Below are 15,881 nucleotides of genomic sequence, written 5' to 3'. Positions count from 1 at the left end.
TATCTTGCGTATCGGAAGAAAGCCGTCGACACGATTACAGCAGCGCGGATGGAAGATCAGGCGGATCTGGACAAGAAATACACGGCTGAGGTGAATGCGCGGCTGGTCAAGCTTGTCGGGACGGTCAGGGCGAGAGGTTTTTCCGCGAAGGCGGGGAGTACCGTGGAGACCCTCTACATCGACAACGGGATGACGCCCGGGCCGGATGGACTGCTCTTGAAGTCGAATGACGGGAAGGTGAATCTCGTTGTAACGACGGTTCCGCTTTTGAAGGCGTGGGTGGCGACGGCGGATGCGGGGATCAAGTCAGCGGATGATACGGCGGCTATTTTCGATAACGAGACGTTTTACACCGACGTGCTCGGTGGCGACGCCGCGGAGTATCGGTTTGCCGAATTGCCCGTGAAGCGGAAACCGGCTGATGCGGTTGTGAAAGCATTGCTGCTGGGTGACAGCCAGGACGGGATGCCGGATGGGCCGAATACGTTGCTGGTGTCGATCAAGCAGGGCGCGCGGGTTTATATCCTGTGGCGGGATGCGACGTTGCCGACGATTGTCGCTTGCAGTGCGGAGCACGTGGCCGAGGAACAGCGGCCAGCCTGTTACGCGCAGCAATTGCCCAAACAGCGACGCTATTCACGGTTTGTGTCCGAAGCGCAGGCGATGGTCGATGCTGTTGTTCAATAGGATGCAATTGTCTTGATGGTCGTTGAGTCGGACGATATCGCGGGGCGATCGGATTCGCCCGCATTTTTGAGAGGTTCGACAGCACCGAAAGCATCGCTGACAATCAGTGTCTGAAGACCGGACCGTCATCGATGTCGAGCACTGCTTCGTCGCCGGTTACTTCAATTTCCCATTTGCCCAGCTTCGTCTGACATGACTATCGCCTTCGAGTCTCCCGACCAGCCCGACGTGATTGCCCTAATCGCCGATCTGGATGCGTACCAGGACGCCCTGTACCCACCTGAGAGCCGGCACGCTCTGGATATCGCATCGCTGAAGCAATCCAATGTGCTGTTCGCCGTTGCCCGGGACAGCGGGGGGCAGGCGATCGGGTGCGGGGCGATTGTCCTCAACCCGGAATTCGGCGAATTGAAGCGGATGTATGTCAGCCCGCGCGGTCGCGGGCAGGGTGTGGCGAGGAAGCTCATCAGCGTGCTCGAGGCACGGGCAATCGACCTGGGTTGCAAGTTGCTCACGCTTGAAACCGGACCTTATCAAAACGAGGCGCTGGCTTTGTATGCGTCTGCGGGTTATCAGCGTCGGGGGGCGTTTGGCGATTACAAGAATGACCCGTTGAGCGTATTCATGGAGAAATACGTCTCGGCTTGAGAGTCTGAAGTAGGTGCCGTCTTATGGCGCGGCTTAAAGCAAGCGATAAACGTATATTCGGGATATTCCCGGGAGAAGATGACAGTGGATAGAAGTCGCATAAGGCTTACTGAAATTCACATAGAGCGGGCGCGATCGCATGCTCTACGTTTGATTGCATTCACGGGATCGGTGTTTCCCGGGGAGTGGAGCGATAGTTGGAACGAAGTCATTGTTCCTGATTTACTTGAATTCGGGTTTCATGCAAGGAAGGTGAATGAGTTCTGCGGCCTCATGGGAGAGAATTTCCCTTCTATAAATACGAAGATTGTAAATATCTCTGAGGGCGATCCCGGAGCTTGGGAGAGTAGCTATCGTCATGCGCTGAATGCGCTCATGCACATGAGTTCTTTTGTGCTGGGGTATGCGAACGCAGATCATCGCAAGATATTTCTTCAAGCTGAATCCAACTTGATCGCAACCTACATAAAAGTGAAGACGGACCGGTTCCCGGAGGTCACGATCAGCATTTTCGGGCTTGCGGAGTGCTTTCTGAATCACGTCATACCGAAGATCCGGGAGCAAGATCGGGGCTTGATGTTCTAACTCAAGGTTGAGCGCAACACGCGCCCGATTGCACCGCGCCGAACGGTACAAGTTCTCCAAATCACTGACCTAGAGCATCAGGCACGGGCGTGCACCTCCCTATAGCTAACGGCCAATCCCGCTCAATCCCCCATTTCTGATATGCCAGCACAACTACGCTGGTCTTGAAGCCTTGCTTCTCGCCATCGAAAGTAGAGCGCAGTCCCCTTCGCACCGATGGTCGAACGTAAGTCGTCTTGGCCAACAAGACGTAGTGGAGGGGAGAAGGGAAACCCAAGGCATCAAAGAAGCGCGGGCCGCATGGGCGGCAACCCATACGACCCGCTGACCACCACCAACTCGTCAAAAGAGTCGGCAATGGCTAACGCCTATAGTAAGACACGTCCCAAGAAGCTCAAACGGTATCCCGAGGTTGAGCTAATCCTCGGCGACAAGCCTGACCTTCCGCAGAAGGGCCAGCCGTACATGCTGTTTCGGCCCGAACACAACCGAGAGCGGGCGCTATTGCGGGCGCCGTGTCCGTGTTGATGTTCACCTTTAACGATTGTCACGACCGCTGTATGCGGAGGGACCCGCGCAACCGCGAACCCTAACCAGCGCGCGCTTTCACGATCTTCCCTCGCTGCAACACATATTCAACGCGCTCCCCCTGACCAGCCACCACCCCGATATCCTCAAACGGATTCCCATCGAGCACGACCAGATCCGCGATCGCTCCCGCCGCAACCACCCCCAACTGCCCCTGCATGTTGACGATCTCCGCCGCCACGGTCGTCGCCGACCTGAGCGCTTCCAGATTCCCCAGCACCTCCGCCCGAATCCGAAACTCTCCGCACTGAAACGCGTGCATTTCCCCGAGCAGATCCGACCCGAACCCCATCTTCACGCCGGCGTTCGCATAGATTTCCAGCGATTCGCGTCCCTTCTGCTGAACGGAAGCCACCTTCGCCACCGATTCGGGCGGCATCCCGAACTCCGCTCCGTGTTTGGCAAGCGCGTCATAAGTGACAAGCGTAGGCACCACAAACGCCCCATGCTCGTGCATCAGTTTCGCCGCCGCCTCATCCACGAGATTCCCATGCTCGATCGTCCTCACCCCACACCGCACCGCCCGCGCAATCGCCCGCCCCGTATACGCATGCGCCATCACATAAGTATTCGCGGCCTCGGCTTCATCCACGATCGCCCGAATCTCATCCTCCGAATACTGCGTGTTCGCAATCGGGTCGGTCGGCGAAGCCACACCACCTGACGCCATGATCTTGATCTGCGTCGCGCCTTTCTGAATTTCTTCACGTACCGCAAGCCGCACACCTTCGACCCCGTCCACCACCCGAGCAATCGCCCCCGTCCTGAAGCAGCAAGAACAAGGCTCCAGCAAATCCCCGCGAGGCCGAAAGTCCCCATGCCCGCCGGTCTGCGACAACGCCTTTCCCGACGGAAAAATCCGCGGCCCGGACACCAGCCCGGTTTCGACCGCCTGCATCAAACTCCAGTCCGCACCGCCTGCATCACGCACGCTGGTGAACCCACGCGACAACATCGCATCGAGAATCGGCAACGACCGAATCGCGGCAAGAATATTCGGCTGCGTCGCATTCGCGCCGAGATTCGCATTCGAAGCCAGCACATGCACATGGCAATCGATGAACCCCGGCATCACGGTCTTGCCGCGCACGTCGATCACCAGCGCATTCGGAAAATCCACCGGCCGATCGGTGACTTCGACGATCCGGTCGCCGTCGATCACGACATGATGATGGTCGAGCAGCACGCCCCGTTCGAGATCGAGTACGTTGCCGCCTTGAAGCACGGTAATGGTCATGGAGAAGATCCTTATCGAGTCGTTGACGTGTTGCGCCGTGTGTCCTTCACGAAGCGCGTTCCGATGAAGCTGACGGCCGCCGCGAGGGTCACGTAGAAGGCAGGCGCCATGTTGCTGCCGGTGCGGGCGATGAGCCACGTGATCAGGAACGGCGCGAAGCCGCCGAAGATCGTGACCGCGAAGTTGTAGGCGACCGACAACCCGGTCGACAGCACCTTGGTCGGGAACAGTTCGGCGAACGCCGCGAGGATCGGCCCCGTGTAGGTCGCAATCAGCACGCCGAACACGGCCTGGAACACGATCAGCGACGTGAACCCGGGCGCATGGTTGATCCACGCGAACATCGGCCACGCGAGCACGAAGATGGCAAGCGCCGATCCGGACAGGAACACGCGCCGTCCCCACACGTCGGCGAGCCGGCCGACGATCGGCGAGCAGCACATGATCATCAGCCCGCCGACCATGCCGGCCGCGAAACCGGTCGATTGCGGCAGATGCAGCGTGCGCACGGAATAAGTCGGCATGTAGAAGAGCAGCACGTAGGTGCAGACGGTCCACAGAATGACCATCGAAAAGCTCGCGAACGTTTCGCGCGGGTAGGTGGACAGCACTTCCTTCAGCGGCGAGCTCTCTTTCGCCTGCGCTTCGACCGCGCTGAATGCGGGCGTTTCGTCGATATGGCTGCGGATGAAGTAGCCGACGGGCCCGACGATGATCCCGAGCAGGAACGGCAGTCGCCAGCCCCAGCTATGCAGTGCCTGTACGTCGAGCGACGTCGTGACGAAGGTGCCGGTCGCGGCGCCGAGCAGCACGGCGAAGCCGATGCTCGACTGGATCCAGCTCGAGTAGTACGCGCGCTTCTCCGGCGGCGCGTATTCGGTGAGGAACGCGGTGGCGCCGCCCATCTCGCCGCCGGCCGAGAAACCTTGCAGCAGCCGCGCGACGACGATCAGCAGCGGCGCGGCGATACCGGCCTGTTCGTAGGTCGGCGCGAGCCCGATGAGCGCGGTGCCGGCGGCCATCATGAGGATGGTGAGCGACAGCGCGGCCTTGCGCCCGACCTTGTCGGCGTAGATGCCGAGCACGATGCCGCCGACGGGCCGCATGAAGAAGCCGACGCCGAACGTCGCGACGGTCAGCAGCACGGACGTCAGTTCGTTGCCGGTCGGAAAGAACAGTTTCGCGATGATCACCGCGAAGAAGCTGTAGACGGTGAAATCGAACCATTCGAGACCGTTGCCGATCACGGTCGCGACGATGGCGCGGCGGCGCTGCTGCACTGCCGCATCGACGGCAGGCGCGGCGCGCGGGGAAAGCGTTCCTTGCATGGTCTCTTCCTTGGTCAGAAGACGGGACGGGCGCCCCGCGTGAACCCCATGCTAAGGACAGCGCGATTTTTTTCTGAAACGAAAGATTCGCATGCACGCATGCGCTGGGCGCATGCGTCGCGTTCAGGGTAGGTCAGGGCGCCGTCTGCCGCTCCGCCTGTTCGAACAGCCAGCGTGTGAACAGGCGTGCGGCGTGGTTCTGCGCGCGGTCGTTGGGGGAGATCACGTAGTAGCCGCCACCGTGGCTCGCGGACGCCTCCGTCACGCGCACGAGCAGCCCGGCCTCGATGCATGCGTCGATCATGTAGCGCCAGCCGAGCGACACGCCCTGGCCGAGAATGGTCATCTGCACGATCTGCGGATACGAGTTGATCGTGATGTCTTGCGGCTGCGCCTTCTGCCGGTCGATGTCGTTCTGGTCGAACCATTCGGACCACGACATCCACTGACGCTGCCCGTCCTCGAGGCGCAGCAGCGTCTCGTTCGCGAGATCGGCCGCGTCGAGCGTGCGGCCGGCCAGGTAACCCGGCGCGCAGACGGGAAACACTTCCTCGTCGAACAGACGGCGCGCGGTGTATTCGGCGGGCGCCTGCTGGCGCACGTAGTAGACGCCCACGTCGAACTCCGCCGGCGACATCGACGCGAGCCCGTCGCGCACGATCAGCCGCAGCTTGATGTTCGGATACGCGGCGCGAAACTCGGGCAGGCGCGGCGTGAGCCACAGCAGCGCCACGCCGGACGAGCATGCGATCGTCAGTTCGAGATCGCCGTAGGGCTTCATCACGTCGTGCGTGGCTTCCGCGCATTGCGTGAGGAGGTGGTGCACCTGTGCCGCGTATTGCTCGCCGGCGATCGTCAGCCGCAGCGAACGATGTTCGCGCACGAACAGCGAGCGGCCGAGAAATTCCTCGAGCTGCTGGATCTGCCGGCTGATCGCGCTTTGGGTCAGGTGCAGCTCGGCGGCCGCGCGCGTGAAGCTCGCGTGCCGCACGGCGGCTTCGAACGCGACGAGGCACTGGAGGGGCGGCAGGGGCGTGATGCGCATGGCGGGCGTGAGGGTCGTGTGGCTCGCGACATCATAAGCGCGGATCACGAGAGAATCGCAAACCCGCGCATGGGTGAAAGCCCGACCCTCGGGTTGTCGCCTGCCGCTTCAACGCGGGCTTTCGTCGGCCGTCTCGCGATCGTCGATGCGAAAAACGATCGGCCCTCGCGGATAGTTCTTGATATCCGGAGAGAAGTCGTACTTCCCCTCGCCGCAATAATATAAAAACGAAACGATCCAGATCGCGAAGGAGAAGATCAGGGAGAGGCGCCCCCAGATGAAGAAGGCCAGCAGGCCGAGCGCGGCGAGAATGGAGAAAAAGACGACGGCCTTGCGCCACGGCGTCCTGAGTTTCTGCCAGGTCTCCGGGTGAATGCCGGCGGCAATGAAGGTATTGCGATCGAAGCGCAGCCCCTGATGCGCGAGGCCGCACAGAATGGCGACGAGCAGGTCGTGACGATTCTTGAAGCCCGCGCAGCGAATGGCATCGTCGGCGTCGGTCGGGATGAGATTCATGCGCAGCGTATAGGCGGTGGCGGGTTCGCGCGTGGCGCGTCGCCAGAACTGGAAGTTCGCCGGGCTTCTGGTGACGCCGGACGCCGTGTTGTATTCGACGTCGTAGGGTCGGTCGGGGTTGGGAACGGCTTCGCGCCATTCGACGCACTGTTCTTTCGGGATGGCGGCCCGTTCCGGACGTGTGCCGAGGCCATAGCGGAAACCGGTCGAGTCGACCTCGAACCAGGCGCCGGCATGTCTCACGCCGCGAATGACGATCCTCACGGCCCACGCGCACACACCCAGTATCGCGAGCCACAGGACGAACACGATGGGGCCTTTGTCGAAAACGGAACCGTCGTAAAACGGACCGACGAGCAGCCCCGTGAATATCGTGCCGAACAGCAGCGCCAGCCCGATATTGGCCAGGTAGGTGTTGAACAGGTCGGGAACGCCTTCGCAGGAAGGGATGCTGTGCAGATGCGCCGGCAGCGTAATGATTCGCGGTGTCGATTCCGCATCCCGATCCGGTCGAGTCGGCGTGCTGTCGAGTTCGGGCGAGGCGGGGTCGTCGGAAGGTGTCGTCATGGCGCGCGGGATGGCTGTCGAGACCGGTTGGATTTGTCATATGGTAGTCGATCTGGCGGGCGTGTCTGCCCACCACCCGGAGGCCGGTAGACGGTAAAAAGCGATACGACGGGCGCAGACTGAAAGGCAATCACATGCCGAAAGGGCGCTGTAGCGCTGCCGTATTCATGCGAAGATTGACCGCACAACACACTCGCCCGAGAACGACGTGACCCCGTTCAACCCTGAGAGCAAACCGGACGCCGCTCATCCGCCGTGGATGCCCGTCGCGATGGCCGAACTCGGCATCCGCCGCCACCCACCCGGCAGCATCAACCCGCGCATTGTCGAATACAACAACCAGACGAACCTGGTCGGCTACGACGACAAAATTTCCTGGTGCTCGTCCTTCGTCAACTGGTGCATGAAGCACGCCGGCATTCGCGGCACCGGGTCCGCACTCGCACGCTCATGGCTCGAATGGGGGCGGCCGCTGGAGCGCCCCGTCTACGGCTGCATCGCGATCCTGACGCGCGACGATCCCGCGAGCTGGAAAGGGCATGTCGGTTTCTACCTGCGTCACGACGACGAACAGGTGTATCTCTTCGGCGGCAACCAGCTGGAAGAAGTCCGTGAACTCGCGTACCCGTTGAACGAAGTGATCGGATACCGCTGGCCCGACGCTGGATGACCTCGCAGCGGCAGCGGACATAAAACTGCAATCTCCGCCGTATCTGCCGCTGCTAATCTGTCACGCACTGTATTGACCCACCCGGAGCCCGTCGGCGCGCCAACCCGCAGCCGCCGGCCTCAGCACCCTCAAGGAGCCAGCAGTGCAAACCGGTAACCTCCGCCTCTACGCGGATACGCAATACACGAGCCCATACGCAATGTCGGTCTTCGTTGCGCTCGAGGAAAAAGCGCTGCCTTACGAACTGGTAACCGTCGATCTCGGCAACCGCGCGCATTTCGCCCCCGACTATGCGGCGACCTCGCTGACGCAACGCGTGCCGACGCTCGTGCACGACGATTTCGCGCTGTCGGAATCGTCGGCGATAACCGAGTATCTCGACGAGATCTTTCCGGGCACGCGGCTCTATCCGGTCGAGCCGCGCCAGCGCGCACATGCACGACAGGTGCAGGCATGGCTGCGCAGCGACCTGATGCCGGTTCGGACGGAGCGGTCGACCGAAGTGCTGTTCTACGGGCCATCGAGCGAGCCGCTGTCGAGTCTGGCGCAGGCTGCCGCGCAAAAGCTGTTCGCGGCCGCCGACAAGCTGCTCGCGCCGGGCGCGGCCAACCTGTTCGGCGAGTGGAGCATTGCCGATGTCGACCTGGCGGTGATGCTGAACCGTCTGGTGCTGAACGACGATCCGGTGCCGCAGCGCCTCGCCGACTATGCGCGTGCGCAGTGGGAGCGGGCGTCGGTGCAGCGCTGGGTGAAGCTGAAGCGGCCGCCGCTGTAAATCGCGAGGGCAAAGGGGCGCGGTGCGAAAGAGAGGGGGCTGGCTGCCCGCGTGCCGCGTCTCAGACCGTCCCCCATGCAACCAAAATCGGCGTGCTAGAGTAAGCCGACTTTCCCCCTTCACCCGAATCCTCCCGAACCGCCATGAGCTATCTTCCCCAACTCGCCGCAGTCGGCGGCGTGATGTTGCTGGCGTGCGTCAGCCCCGGTCCCGACCTGATCGCCGTTTCATCCCATGCGCTAGGCAATCGCCGCGCGGGCCTGCTGGCTGCGCTGGGCATCGCGTCGTCGCATGCGGTCTGGGCCGCGATGGCGATTTTCGGGCTCGGGCTGATCGTCGCGAAGCTTGCTTGGCTGTACGAGGCGATTCGCATCGCCGGTGCCGCGTATCTGATCTATCTGGGCATCAAGACGCTGTCGGGCCTGCGTCAGTCGGCACAGCAGGCTGAAGCCGCGAGCCAGCCGGTCGTTCGCGGCGGCGTGCATGCCTACCGGAAAGGGCTGCTGGTCGGCCTGACCAACCCGAAAGCCGCGGCGTTCTTCGGCAGCTTGTTCGTCACGCTGCTGCCCGCGCATGCGCCGGCATGGGTGCATGGCGCGACGCTGGCCGTGGTCGTCGCCGTATCGGTGACATGGTTCTGCACGATCGCAGTGCTGTTCTCGACGAACCGCGTGCAGACGGGCTACGCGAAACTGCGCAAGCCGATCGACGCGGTGATGGGGACGATCCTGCTGGGGCTCGGCGCGAAGCTGGCACTCGACCGATAACGCTGTAATGAGCGTGCTCGGCCCGATCCTCGTCGTGCTCCTGCTGGCAGCCGGCGTGTTCGTTGCGATCCGGTTCTGGCACAAGCCCATCACGCGTATCTTCACCGTTATCGTCGCCGTTATCGCAGGACTGGGTATTGCGTGGGCGGCGGTTTATCTGATCGCGTTGTCGTCGGTCCAATGTCTGGGATCGTGTGGCTGACGAGCGGGGCGCCGGCAAGTGTTGATGCCGGCGCCGTATCGTGATCACGCTCAGTTCTTCGCCACCGCCTCCACCTCCGGTCCACCCGCCGCGTCATTCCTGCTCCACCCACCCCCAAGCGACCGATACAGCGCCACCGCTGCCAGCGCATGCTCGCGCTTGACCTGATTCAACGAATCCGAATCCCGCAGATAAACCTCCTGCGCGGACAGCACGTCCAGAAAATCCGTCGCGCCACCCTTATAAAGCTGATTCGCCAACCCAAGCGCCTTGTCCGAAGCAGAAAGCGCGCTACCAAGCCTGCGCGTCGCCTCATCGGAGCTGACGAGATTCACCCGCGCATCCTCGACTTCCCTCAACGCCTGCAGCATCGTCTGCCGTAACCCGAGTTCCGATTCGCGCATCCGGCTTTCGCTCTGCGAGATATCGGCGGTAATCCGTCCCGCATTGAAGATCGGGCTAGTCGCGCTCAACGCCGCACTGAACAGGTTATCGGTCAACGTAGGCAACCCGAGATAGGAAGCGGCGAGAATCCCGTCCGTCAGGTTCAACGAAAACTTCGGATACCGCTCGGCCTTTGCCACACCGACTTGCGCCGCCCGCCGCTCGACCTGCGCATACGCGGTCAGCACATCCGGCCGCCGCAGCAACGCCTGCGAAGGCAACGTCCCCGGCGCACCCACCGGCGGCGCCGGAATCTCGCCGGCCTGCGCAAGCACGAGCCGATCGACCGATTCCGGCGTGCGCCCCGAATACACGGCAATCAGATTGAGCTGATGTGCAATCTGCGCCTGCGTCGGCGGAATCCGCGCTTCGAGTGCATCGAGCTGGTTCTGCGCACGCGTGACGTCGAGCTCCGTCGACAGGCCGAACGCCTGCCGCTTGCGCGTGAGTTCGAGCGCATGCTGCCGGATCTTCGCGTTGTCCTGCAGGATCTTCAATTCCTGCTGCGCCCAGCGCAGATCGACATACGCGGAAGCCGCATCCGCCGCGAGCGCGAGCCGCATCGCATCTTCCGCATGCTTCTGCCCGACGAGTTCGGCCTGCGCGGCGAGCAGATCGAGCCGTTCGCCGCCGAACACGTCGGGCGACCAGCTCAGCGCGAGCCCCGCACCGGCCTGCCGCACATAGCCGAGCGGCGGCGGCGTGTTCTGGCGCGCGTCGGCCGCATGCGCAGTCGCGTCGAGTTCGGGCAGCAGCACCGCACGCTTCTGCACGGTCAGCGCCTGCGCCTGCTTCACGCGTTCGGCTGCTGCCTGCAGGTCGAGGTTGCCGTCGAGCACGGTGGCGATCAGCCGGTCGAGCACGGGATCGTGGAATTGCGCCCACCACGCGGCGGCGTCGATGTCCGCGCGCGGCACATCGGTATCCCAACCATCCGGCGCGAGCGTGCGAACCGAATCCTGAAGTGCCGGATGCTGCGCGGGCTGCACCGCACATCCTGCGGCGAGTGCGCTGACGGCGAGGGCGACGAGAAGTTTTTTCATGATGGTGATGACCTCAACCTCAGTGCGCGTCCGGCGGCGGCGCGTTCAGGGAAATGGGTTTGGAGAAGACGACGGCGATCAGCGCGACGACGAAACACAGCGACAGCGCGTAATACGCATCCGCATACGTGAGCGTCAGCGCTTCGCGATAGATCAGGTGGTGCAGGTTCGCGAGCCCGGCTTGTGCGGTATCCAGCGTGTTGCCGGCCACGGATGTCCAGTACGCAGCCTGCCGATCGAGCAGCGAGGCGACCTGCGGCTGGCCGGCGCTCACGTGCTCGTTCAGGCGCAGGTAGTGAAAGTTCAGCCGGTCGTTGAGCATCGTCGCGCTCACCGCGATGCCGATCGCACCGCCGAGGTTGCGCATCAGGTTGAACAGGCCGCTGGCCGATTTCAGGCGCGACTGCGGCAGCGAGCCGAGCGCCATCGTCACGATCGGCGGCACGCTGAACTGCTGGCCGATGCCGCGCAGCGCCTGCGGCAACAGCAGTTCGCGCCAGCCCCAGTCGTGCGTGATCGGCGTGTACAGGTAGCAACCGAGCCCGAAGCAGATCAGCCCGAACACGAGCAGCGCGCGCAGGCTGAAGAAGCGCGCGGCAAACGCATACGCACAGAGCGCGACCAGCTGGAACGCACCGACCGACAGCAGCGCCATGCCGATCTGCAGCGAGCTGAACGCGCGCACCTGCGCAAGAAACAGCGGCGTCAGGAACACGGTCACGAAGATCCCGATGCCGGTCACGAACGACAGCAGGCTGCCGATCCCGAAGTTGCGCACGACGAGCGCACGCAGGTCGACGATCGGATCCTTCGCGGTCAGCGCATGCACGATGAACAGGAAGCCGCAGATGCCGGAGATCCATGCGCAGATCATGATGACGTCGTCGCCGAACCAGTTCTTGCGCGGGCCTTCCTCCAGCACGTATTCGAGGCAGCCGAGGAAGCCCGACATCAGCACGATGCCGAGATAGTCGCCGCGCTTGATGAGGCTGAGGTCGGGTTCGTCGATGTGCACGTAGCGCGGCACGAGCGCGGCCACCGCGATGCCCGGCACGAGGTTCAGGTAGAACAGCCAGTGCCACGACCACTGGTCGGTGATCCAGCCGCCGATCACGGAGCCGATCGCCGGCGCGAGCGACGCAAGCGCGCCGATGGTCGTCGATGCGATCAGCCGCTGCTTGCCGGGGAACAGCACGAACGCGGTGGTGAACACGGTCGGGATCATCGCGGCGCCGAGCGCGCCTTGCAGCCCGCGAAACAGGATCATCGAGTTGATGTCCCATGCGACGCCGCACAGCATGCTGGTGATCGTGAAGCCGACCGCCGATGCGGCGAACAGCCAGCGCGTCGACATCACTTTCGACAGCCAGCCCGACATCGGGATCACGATGATCTCGGCGATCAGGTAGGCCGTTTGCACCCACGACAATTCGTCCTGGCTGGCAGACAAGCCGCCGCCGATGTCGCGCAGCGACGACGCGACGATCTGGATGTCGAGCGTCGCCATGAAGAAGCCGACGCACATCAGCGCGAACGCGAACACGCGCTGCTTGGTCGGTTGCGACGCCGGGTCGCCGGAAAACGCGGTGGTCATCGTCGTCTCCCGTTCAGCTCGCGCGGCCGGTATGCACGGTCACGACCGCGGACAAACCGGGGCGCAGCACATGATCGAGGCCCGGCTGCGGATCGAGATGCACGCGCACGGGTACGCGCTGGACGATCTTCGTGAAGTTGCCGGTCGCGTTCTCGGGCGGCAGCACGCTGAAGGTTGCGCCGGTGGCGGGTGCGAGGCTGTCGACGCGGCCGTGCAGTTTCGTGCTCGACGCATCGAGCGACACGTCGACGCGATCGCCCGCGTGCATCTTGCGCAGCTGGTCTTCCTTGAAGTTCGCGTCGATCCACAGCCCGGCAGCCGGCACGACCGTCAGCAGCGGCACACCGACGTTCGCGAGCATCCCGACGCGGCCCGTGCGATTGCCGACGTAGCCATCGACCGGCGAACGGATCGTCGTGTATTCGACGTTGAGCGCGGCAACGCGCTGCGCGGCGAGCGCGGTGTTCACGCGGGCCTGCGCATCGGCGAGCTGCGCGCCGAGCACGTCGAGCTGACGTTTCGACGCGAGCAGCGCGGCGTCGCTGCGTTCGACAGCGGCACCGGCCTTCGAGTAATCGGCATCCGCGCGTTCGACGATCTGGTTCGACACGGCGTCGGATTTCACGAGCTCGCGGTAGCGCACACGATCCGATGCGGCACGCGTGAGTTCGGCCGACGACGCGTTCTTGTCGGCTGCCTGCTGGCCGATCACCGCGTATTGCAGTTGCTGCTTCGCCGCGAGTTCGGTCACGGCGGAGCGGGCGCTGTCGACTTCTGCGCTGGCCTGCGCGAGCTTTGCGTCATAGTCGCGCGCATCGAGCTGCACGAGCACGTCGCCGGCCTTCACGCGCTGGTTGTCGGTCACGAGGATCTTGTCGACGAAGCCGTTGACCTTCGGCGCGAGCACCGTCACGTCGCCGCCGACATACGCATCGTCGGTGCTTTCCTGGAAACGCAGCACGAACAGCCAGTCGAGCACGGCGGCGACGACGACGATGACGACGGCACCCACCGCGATGCGCATCCACGGCACGCGGCGCTGTTGCTTCGCGGGCTGGTCGAGTGTGGCTGCTTCACGGGATGAGGCAGCGGCTTGGGTCGTATCCATCGATTCACCTATGTATATGCACTTATCAAGTCGATCGACGAGCGGTCGTCGATCGGGGAAAGGGCTAGCGTTCCGGCAGGTTGTGCGTGATCCGGAACAATTCGTCTCTCAGGCGGGCCGCCTGCGTCGACCCGAACCGCTGCTCGAACGCTTCCTGCGCGGCGAGCCAGTGCACTTGCGCGTCGGCGATCTTCGTTTCGCCGTGTGCGGTCAGCGCGAACGTCTGGCGGCGGCATCGTGGCTCGATCCGGCCGGCCACCAGCGCCGCGCCGACGAGCGGCTTGAGCGCGCGCAGCAGCGCGGTGCGTTCGATCACCAGCACGGTCGACAGCGTCGCCATCGTCAGGCCCGGCCGGTCGCGCAGCAGCGCGAGAATGCTGTACTGCGACGACGTCACGCCCGCCCGCGACAGATAACGCTCGTAGAACTGCGAGATCCGGCGGGCGGCTTGCCGGACCGCGAAGCAATCGTCATCGGTGAGCGTCGTCTTGTGCATGTACACATATTAGGGTGAGGGGCGGTGCGAATCGATGGTCGGGGCAGGATCAGATTGGTGTCGTGGCTGTACCAATCACGGCAGACCGGGGCGTTCGCGCGCCGGATCAGGCCGCCGCCGGAACAATCCAGCCTTCGCGGTCGCAGTAGGCGGCCGTGTAGTCGATGAACGCCTTGACCTTCGCGGGCAGCAGCGCGCGGTTTGCGTACGCGAGCTTGATCTCGACGAACGCATCGACGAGATCGGCGTCGGCCAGCAATTGCACGAGCGCGCCCGACGCGAGCTGGGCGCCGACGAGCGTCTTCGGCACGACGCCGATGCCGAAGTCATGCAACACCATTTCGCGGTTGAAGACGGGGCTGTTCGACGAGATGTCGAAGCGGAACGGCACGGTCAGCGTGTTGCCGTCGACGCGGAACGACAGCGCGGGCCGGCGCAGCGACGGCGACATCGGCACGAACGGATGGTCGGCGAGGTCGGCGGGCGTGACCGGGCGCGGATGGGCGCGAAGGTACGCGGGCGTCGCGACGATCACGAGCGGAATCCGTTCGACGAGCCGCACGACGGTCGATTCGTTCGTCAGCATGTACGGCACGACGATGCCGATGTCATAGCCTTCGCCGACCAGATCGACCGGGCGCTCGGTCAGCGTCACGTCGAGGCGCACCTTCGGGTGTGCGGCCTTGAAGCCGGCGATCAGCGGCACCAGCTGGTTCAGCGCGGCCGTCGTGTGCGCGACGAGGCGCAGCAGACCCTCGGGCTCGCGCGTGTGCGTCTGCGCTTCGGCTTCGAGCGAGTCGAGTTCGTCGAGCACGGCCGCGCAGCGCTCGTAAATGCGCTCGGCCGTTTCGGTCAGCGACACCTGGCGCGTGGTCCGGTGCAGCAGCCGGCTGCCGAAACGCGCCTCCAGATCCGCGACCGCGCGCGACACGACAGGCCGCGCGAGGCCGTGCATGTCGGCGGCGCGCGTGAAGCTGCGCATCTCCACCACCGACCGGAAAATCCGCAGCTTGTCGATGTAGTCCATGTCCGTCTCCTTGACGCGAGGGCCCGCTACCGGCCTTGTTACGGCGGAGTGTACATTGACTTTATGCATATGCACATATAAATTGCCAAGCATGAACGACACCTCGATTGCCCAGGCGTGCAACTGTCTCGCGCTGCGTCAGGCGGCGCGCTTCGTCACGCAACTGTACGAGCGCCATCTGGCCCCGGTTGGCGTCACGCCCGCCCAGTTCTCGATCATGGCGAACCTCACGCGCCGGCCTGACCTGCTAATGAGTGAACTCGCCGATGCGCTCGTGATGGATCGCACGACGCTGCTGCGCGCGCTGAAGCCGCTGCAGCGCGACGGCTTTGTCGCGACGGCCGCGTCCGAGCACGATGCGCGCGCGCATGCGCTGAGCCTCACGAAGCTGGGCGAGCGCACGTTCGCGCAGGCGTTGGTCGCGTGGCAGGCCGCGCAGGACGAATTCGAGACGCAGTTCGGCCGCGACCGCGCGAAGGCACTGCGCGACGAACTGTTCAGTGTGACCGCGGAACGCTAGACGGGCTGGCGGCAAACTGGAGCGGAATTCGAGC

General features: G+C 63.7%; 17 protein-coding genes. 8 read left to right on the top strand and 9 right to left on the bottom strand.

Annotated features, from left to right (window positions below; genetic code table 11):
• The 3 genes from JYJ84_RS05660 to JYJ84_RS05650 form a co-directional block, all read left to right on the top strand.
• On the top strand, positions 1 to 687 hold a 687-nt coding region (locus JYJ84_RS05660), incomplete at its 5' end, for a hypothetical protein (protein WP_205189130.1).
• A 192-nt stretch (positions 688 to 879) separates the two neighbouring features.
• Positions 880 to 1,335, top strand: coding sequence for a GNAT family N-acetyltransferase (locus tag JYJ84_RS05655; protein ID WP_175221733.1), 456 nt, complete (start codon positions 880 to 882; stop codon positions 1,333 to 1,335).
• 84 nt (positions 1,336 to 1,419) lie between these two features.
• Entirely contained in the window at positions 1,420 to 1,920 is a 501-nt protein-coding gene (locus tag JYJ84_RS05650; protein ID WP_205183069.1) for a hypothetical protein, read from the top strand.
• A gap of 589 nt (positions 1,921 to 2,509) precedes the next feature.
• On the opposite strand, the gene JYJ84_RS05645 is transcribed toward JYJ84_RS05650, so the two are convergent.
• The 4 genes from JYJ84_RS05645 to JYJ84_RS05630 form a co-directional block, all read right to left on the bottom strand.
• A complete protein-coding gene (locus tag JYJ84_RS05645) occupies positions 2,510 to 3,745 on the bottom strand; it encodes an amidohydrolase family protein (protein WP_175221735.1) in 1,236 nt (411 codons plus the stop codon).
• A gap of 11 nt (positions 3,746 to 3,756) precedes the next feature.
• The gene (locus tag JYJ84_RS05640) at positions 3,757 to 5,073 is read right to left on the bottom strand and encodes an MFS transporter (RefSeq protein ID WP_175221736.1); all 1,317 of its coding nucleotides are present in this window, start codon (positions 5,071 to 5,073) and stop codon (positions 3,757 to 3,759) included.
• Between the two features lie 133 nt (positions 5,074 to 5,206).
• Positions 5,207 to 6,118, bottom strand: a complete 912-nt coding sequence (locus JYJ84_RS05635) for a LysR substrate-binding domain-containing protein (protein ID WP_175221803.1) — start codon at positions 6,116 to 6,118, stop codon at positions 5,207 to 5,209.
• Positions 6,119 to 6,226: 108 nt separating this feature from the next.
• Positions 6,227 to 7,201, bottom strand: a complete 975-nt coding sequence (locus JYJ84_RS05630; RefSeq protein ID WP_175221737.1) for a hypothetical protein — start codon at positions 7,199 to 7,201, stop codon at positions 6,227 to 6,229.
• A gap of 259 nt (positions 7,202 to 7,460) precedes the next feature.
• Between JYJ84_RS05630 and JYJ84_RS05625 the strand changes: the two genes are divergently transcribed.
• The 4 genes from JYJ84_RS05625 (at position 7,461) to JYJ84_RS05610 (ending at position 9,615) form a co-directional block, all read left to right on the top strand.
• Positions 7,461 to 7,871 carry a TIGR02594 family protein gene (locus JYJ84_RS05625; protein ID WP_175221804.1) on the top strand — a complete coding sequence of 137 codons (411 nt, stop codon included), beginning with the start codon at positions 7,461 to 7,463 and terminating at the stop codon, positions 7,869 to 7,871.
• Positions 7,872 to 8,013: 142 nt separating this feature from the next.
• Complete coding sequence (yfcF, locus tag JYJ84_RS05620) at positions 8,014 to 8,646, top strand: glutathione transferase (RefSeq protein ID WP_175221738.1); 633 nt, start codon at positions 8,014 to 8,016, stop codon at positions 8,644 to 8,646.
• Between the two features lie 143 nt (positions 8,647 to 8,789).
• Entirely contained in the window at positions 8,790 to 9,413 is a 624-nt protein-coding gene (locus JYJ84_RS05615; RefSeq protein WP_175221739.1) for a LysE family transporter, read from the top strand.
• A gap of 7 nt (positions 9,414 to 9,420) precedes the next feature.
• Complete coding sequence (locus JYJ84_RS05610) at positions 9,421 to 9,615, top strand: hypothetical protein (protein ID WP_175221740.1); 195 nt, start codon at positions 9,421 to 9,423, stop codon at positions 9,613 to 9,615.
• Between the two features lie 50 nt (positions 9,616 to 9,665).
• On the opposite strand, the gene JYJ84_RS05605 is transcribed toward JYJ84_RS05610, so the two are convergent.
• From JYJ84_RS05605 to JYJ84_RS05585, 5 genes are all read right to left on the bottom strand, one after another.
• On the bottom strand, positions 9,666 to 11,102 hold the full coding sequence (locus tag JYJ84_RS05605) for an efflux transporter outer membrane subunit (protein ID WP_175221741.1): 1,437 nt from the start codon (positions 11,100 to 11,102) through the stop codon (positions 9,666 to 9,668).
• A gap of 19 nt (positions 11,103 to 11,121) precedes the next feature.
• Positions 11,122 to 12,696 carry a DHA2 family efflux MFS transporter permease subunit gene (locus JYJ84_RS05600; RefSeq protein ID WP_175221742.1) on the bottom strand — a complete coding sequence of 525 codons (1,575 nt, stop codon included), beginning with the start codon at positions 12,694 to 12,696 and terminating at the stop codon, positions 11,122 to 11,124.
• A gap of 13 nt (positions 12,697 to 12,709) precedes the next feature.
• Positions 12,710 to 13,804 (bottom strand): HlyD family secretion protein, encoded by a 1,095-nt coding sequence (locus JYJ84_RS05595; RefSeq protein ID WP_175221743.1) that lies wholly within the window; start codon positions 13,802 to 13,804, stop codon positions 12,710 to 12,712.
• 64 nt (positions 13,805 to 13,868) lie between these two features.
• The gene (locus JYJ84_RS05590) at positions 13,869 to 14,300 is read right to left on the bottom strand and encodes a MarR family winged helix-turn-helix transcriptional regulator (RefSeq protein WP_122949068.1); all 432 of its coding nucleotides are present in this window, start codon (positions 14,298 to 14,300) and stop codon (positions 13,869 to 13,871) included.
• Positions 14,301 to 14,406: 106 nt separating this feature from the next.
• Positions 14,407 to 15,327 (bottom strand): LysR family transcriptional regulator, encoded by a 921-nt coding sequence (locus JYJ84_RS05585; protein ID WP_175221744.1) that lies wholly within the window; start codon positions 15,325 to 15,327, stop codon positions 14,407 to 14,409.
• Positions 15,328 to 15,418: 91 nt separating this feature from the next.
• Between JYJ84_RS05585 and JYJ84_RS05580 the strand changes: the two genes are divergently transcribed.
• On the top strand, positions 15,419 to 15,847 hold the full coding sequence (locus JYJ84_RS05580) for a MarR family winged helix-turn-helix transcriptional regulator (protein WP_175221745.1): 429 nt from the start codon (positions 15,419 to 15,421) through the stop codon (positions 15,845 to 15,847).
• The last annotated feature ends 34 nt before the right edge of the window (positions 15,848 to 15,881 follow it).

The sequence above is a fragment of the Burkholderia sp. LMG 13014 genome (assembly GCF_905232215.1).
Taxonomy (GTDB): domain Bacteria; phylum Pseudomonadota; class Gammaproteobacteria; order Burkholderiales; family Burkholderiaceae; genus Burkholderia.
Note: the sequence above shows the minus strand (reverse complement) of the source record. Positions and strands in the feature narration are given on the sequence as shown.

Coding starts and splice junctions, on each gene's coding strand:
- JYJ84_RS05655 (WP_175221733.1), top strand. CDS start 880: ATGACTATCGCCTTCGAGTCTCCCGACCAGCCCGACGTGATTGCCCTA.
- JYJ84_RS05645 (WP_175221735.1), bottom strand. CDS start 3,745: ATGACCATTACCGTGCTTCAAGGCGGCAACGTACTCGATCTCGAACGG.
- JYJ84_RS05640 (WP_175221736.1), bottom strand. CDS start 5,073: ATGCAAGGAACGCTTTCCCCGCGCGCCGCGCCTGCCGTCGATGCGGCA.
- JYJ84_RS05635 (WP_175221803.1), bottom strand. CDS start 6,118: ATGCGCATCACGCCCCTGCCGCCCCTCCAGTGCCTCGTCGCGTTCGAA.
- JYJ84_RS05630 (WP_175221737.1), bottom strand. CDS start 7,201: ATGACGACACCTTCCGACGACCCCGCCTCGCCCGAACTCGACAGCACG.
- JYJ84_RS05625 (WP_175221804.1), top strand. CDS start 7,461: ATGCCCGTCGCGATGGCCGAACTCGGCATCCGCCGCCACCCACCCGGC.
- JYJ84_RS05615 (WP_175221739.1), top strand. CDS start 8,790: ATGAGCTATCTTCCCCAACTCGCCGCAGTCGGCGGCGTGATGTTGCTG.
- JYJ84_RS05610 (WP_175221740.1), top strand. CDS start 9,421: ATGAGCGTGCTCGGCCCGATCCTCGTCGTGCTCCTGCTGGCAGCCGGC.
- JYJ84_RS05605 (WP_175221741.1), bottom strand. CDS start 11,102: ATGAAAAAACTTCTCGTCGCCCTCGCCGTCAGCGCACTCGCCGCAGGA.
- JYJ84_RS05600 (WP_175221742.1), bottom strand. CDS start 12,696: ATGACCACCGCGTTTTCCGGCGACCCGGCGTCGCAACCGACCAAGCAG.
- JYJ84_RS05595 (WP_175221743.1), bottom strand. CDS start 13,804: ATGGATACGACCCAAGCCGCTGCCTCATCCCGTGAAGCAGCCACACTC.
- JYJ84_RS05590 (WP_122949068.1), bottom strand. CDS start 14,300: ATGCACAAGACGACGCTCACCGATGACGATTGCTTCGCGGTCCGGCAA.
- JYJ84_RS05585 (WP_175221744.1), bottom strand. CDS start 15,327: ATGGACTACATCGACAAGCTGCGGATTTTCCGGTCGGTGGTGGAGATG.
- JYJ84_RS05580 (WP_175221745.1), top strand. CDS start 15,419: ATGAACGACACCTCGATTGCCCAGGCGTGCAACTGTCTCGCGCTGCGT.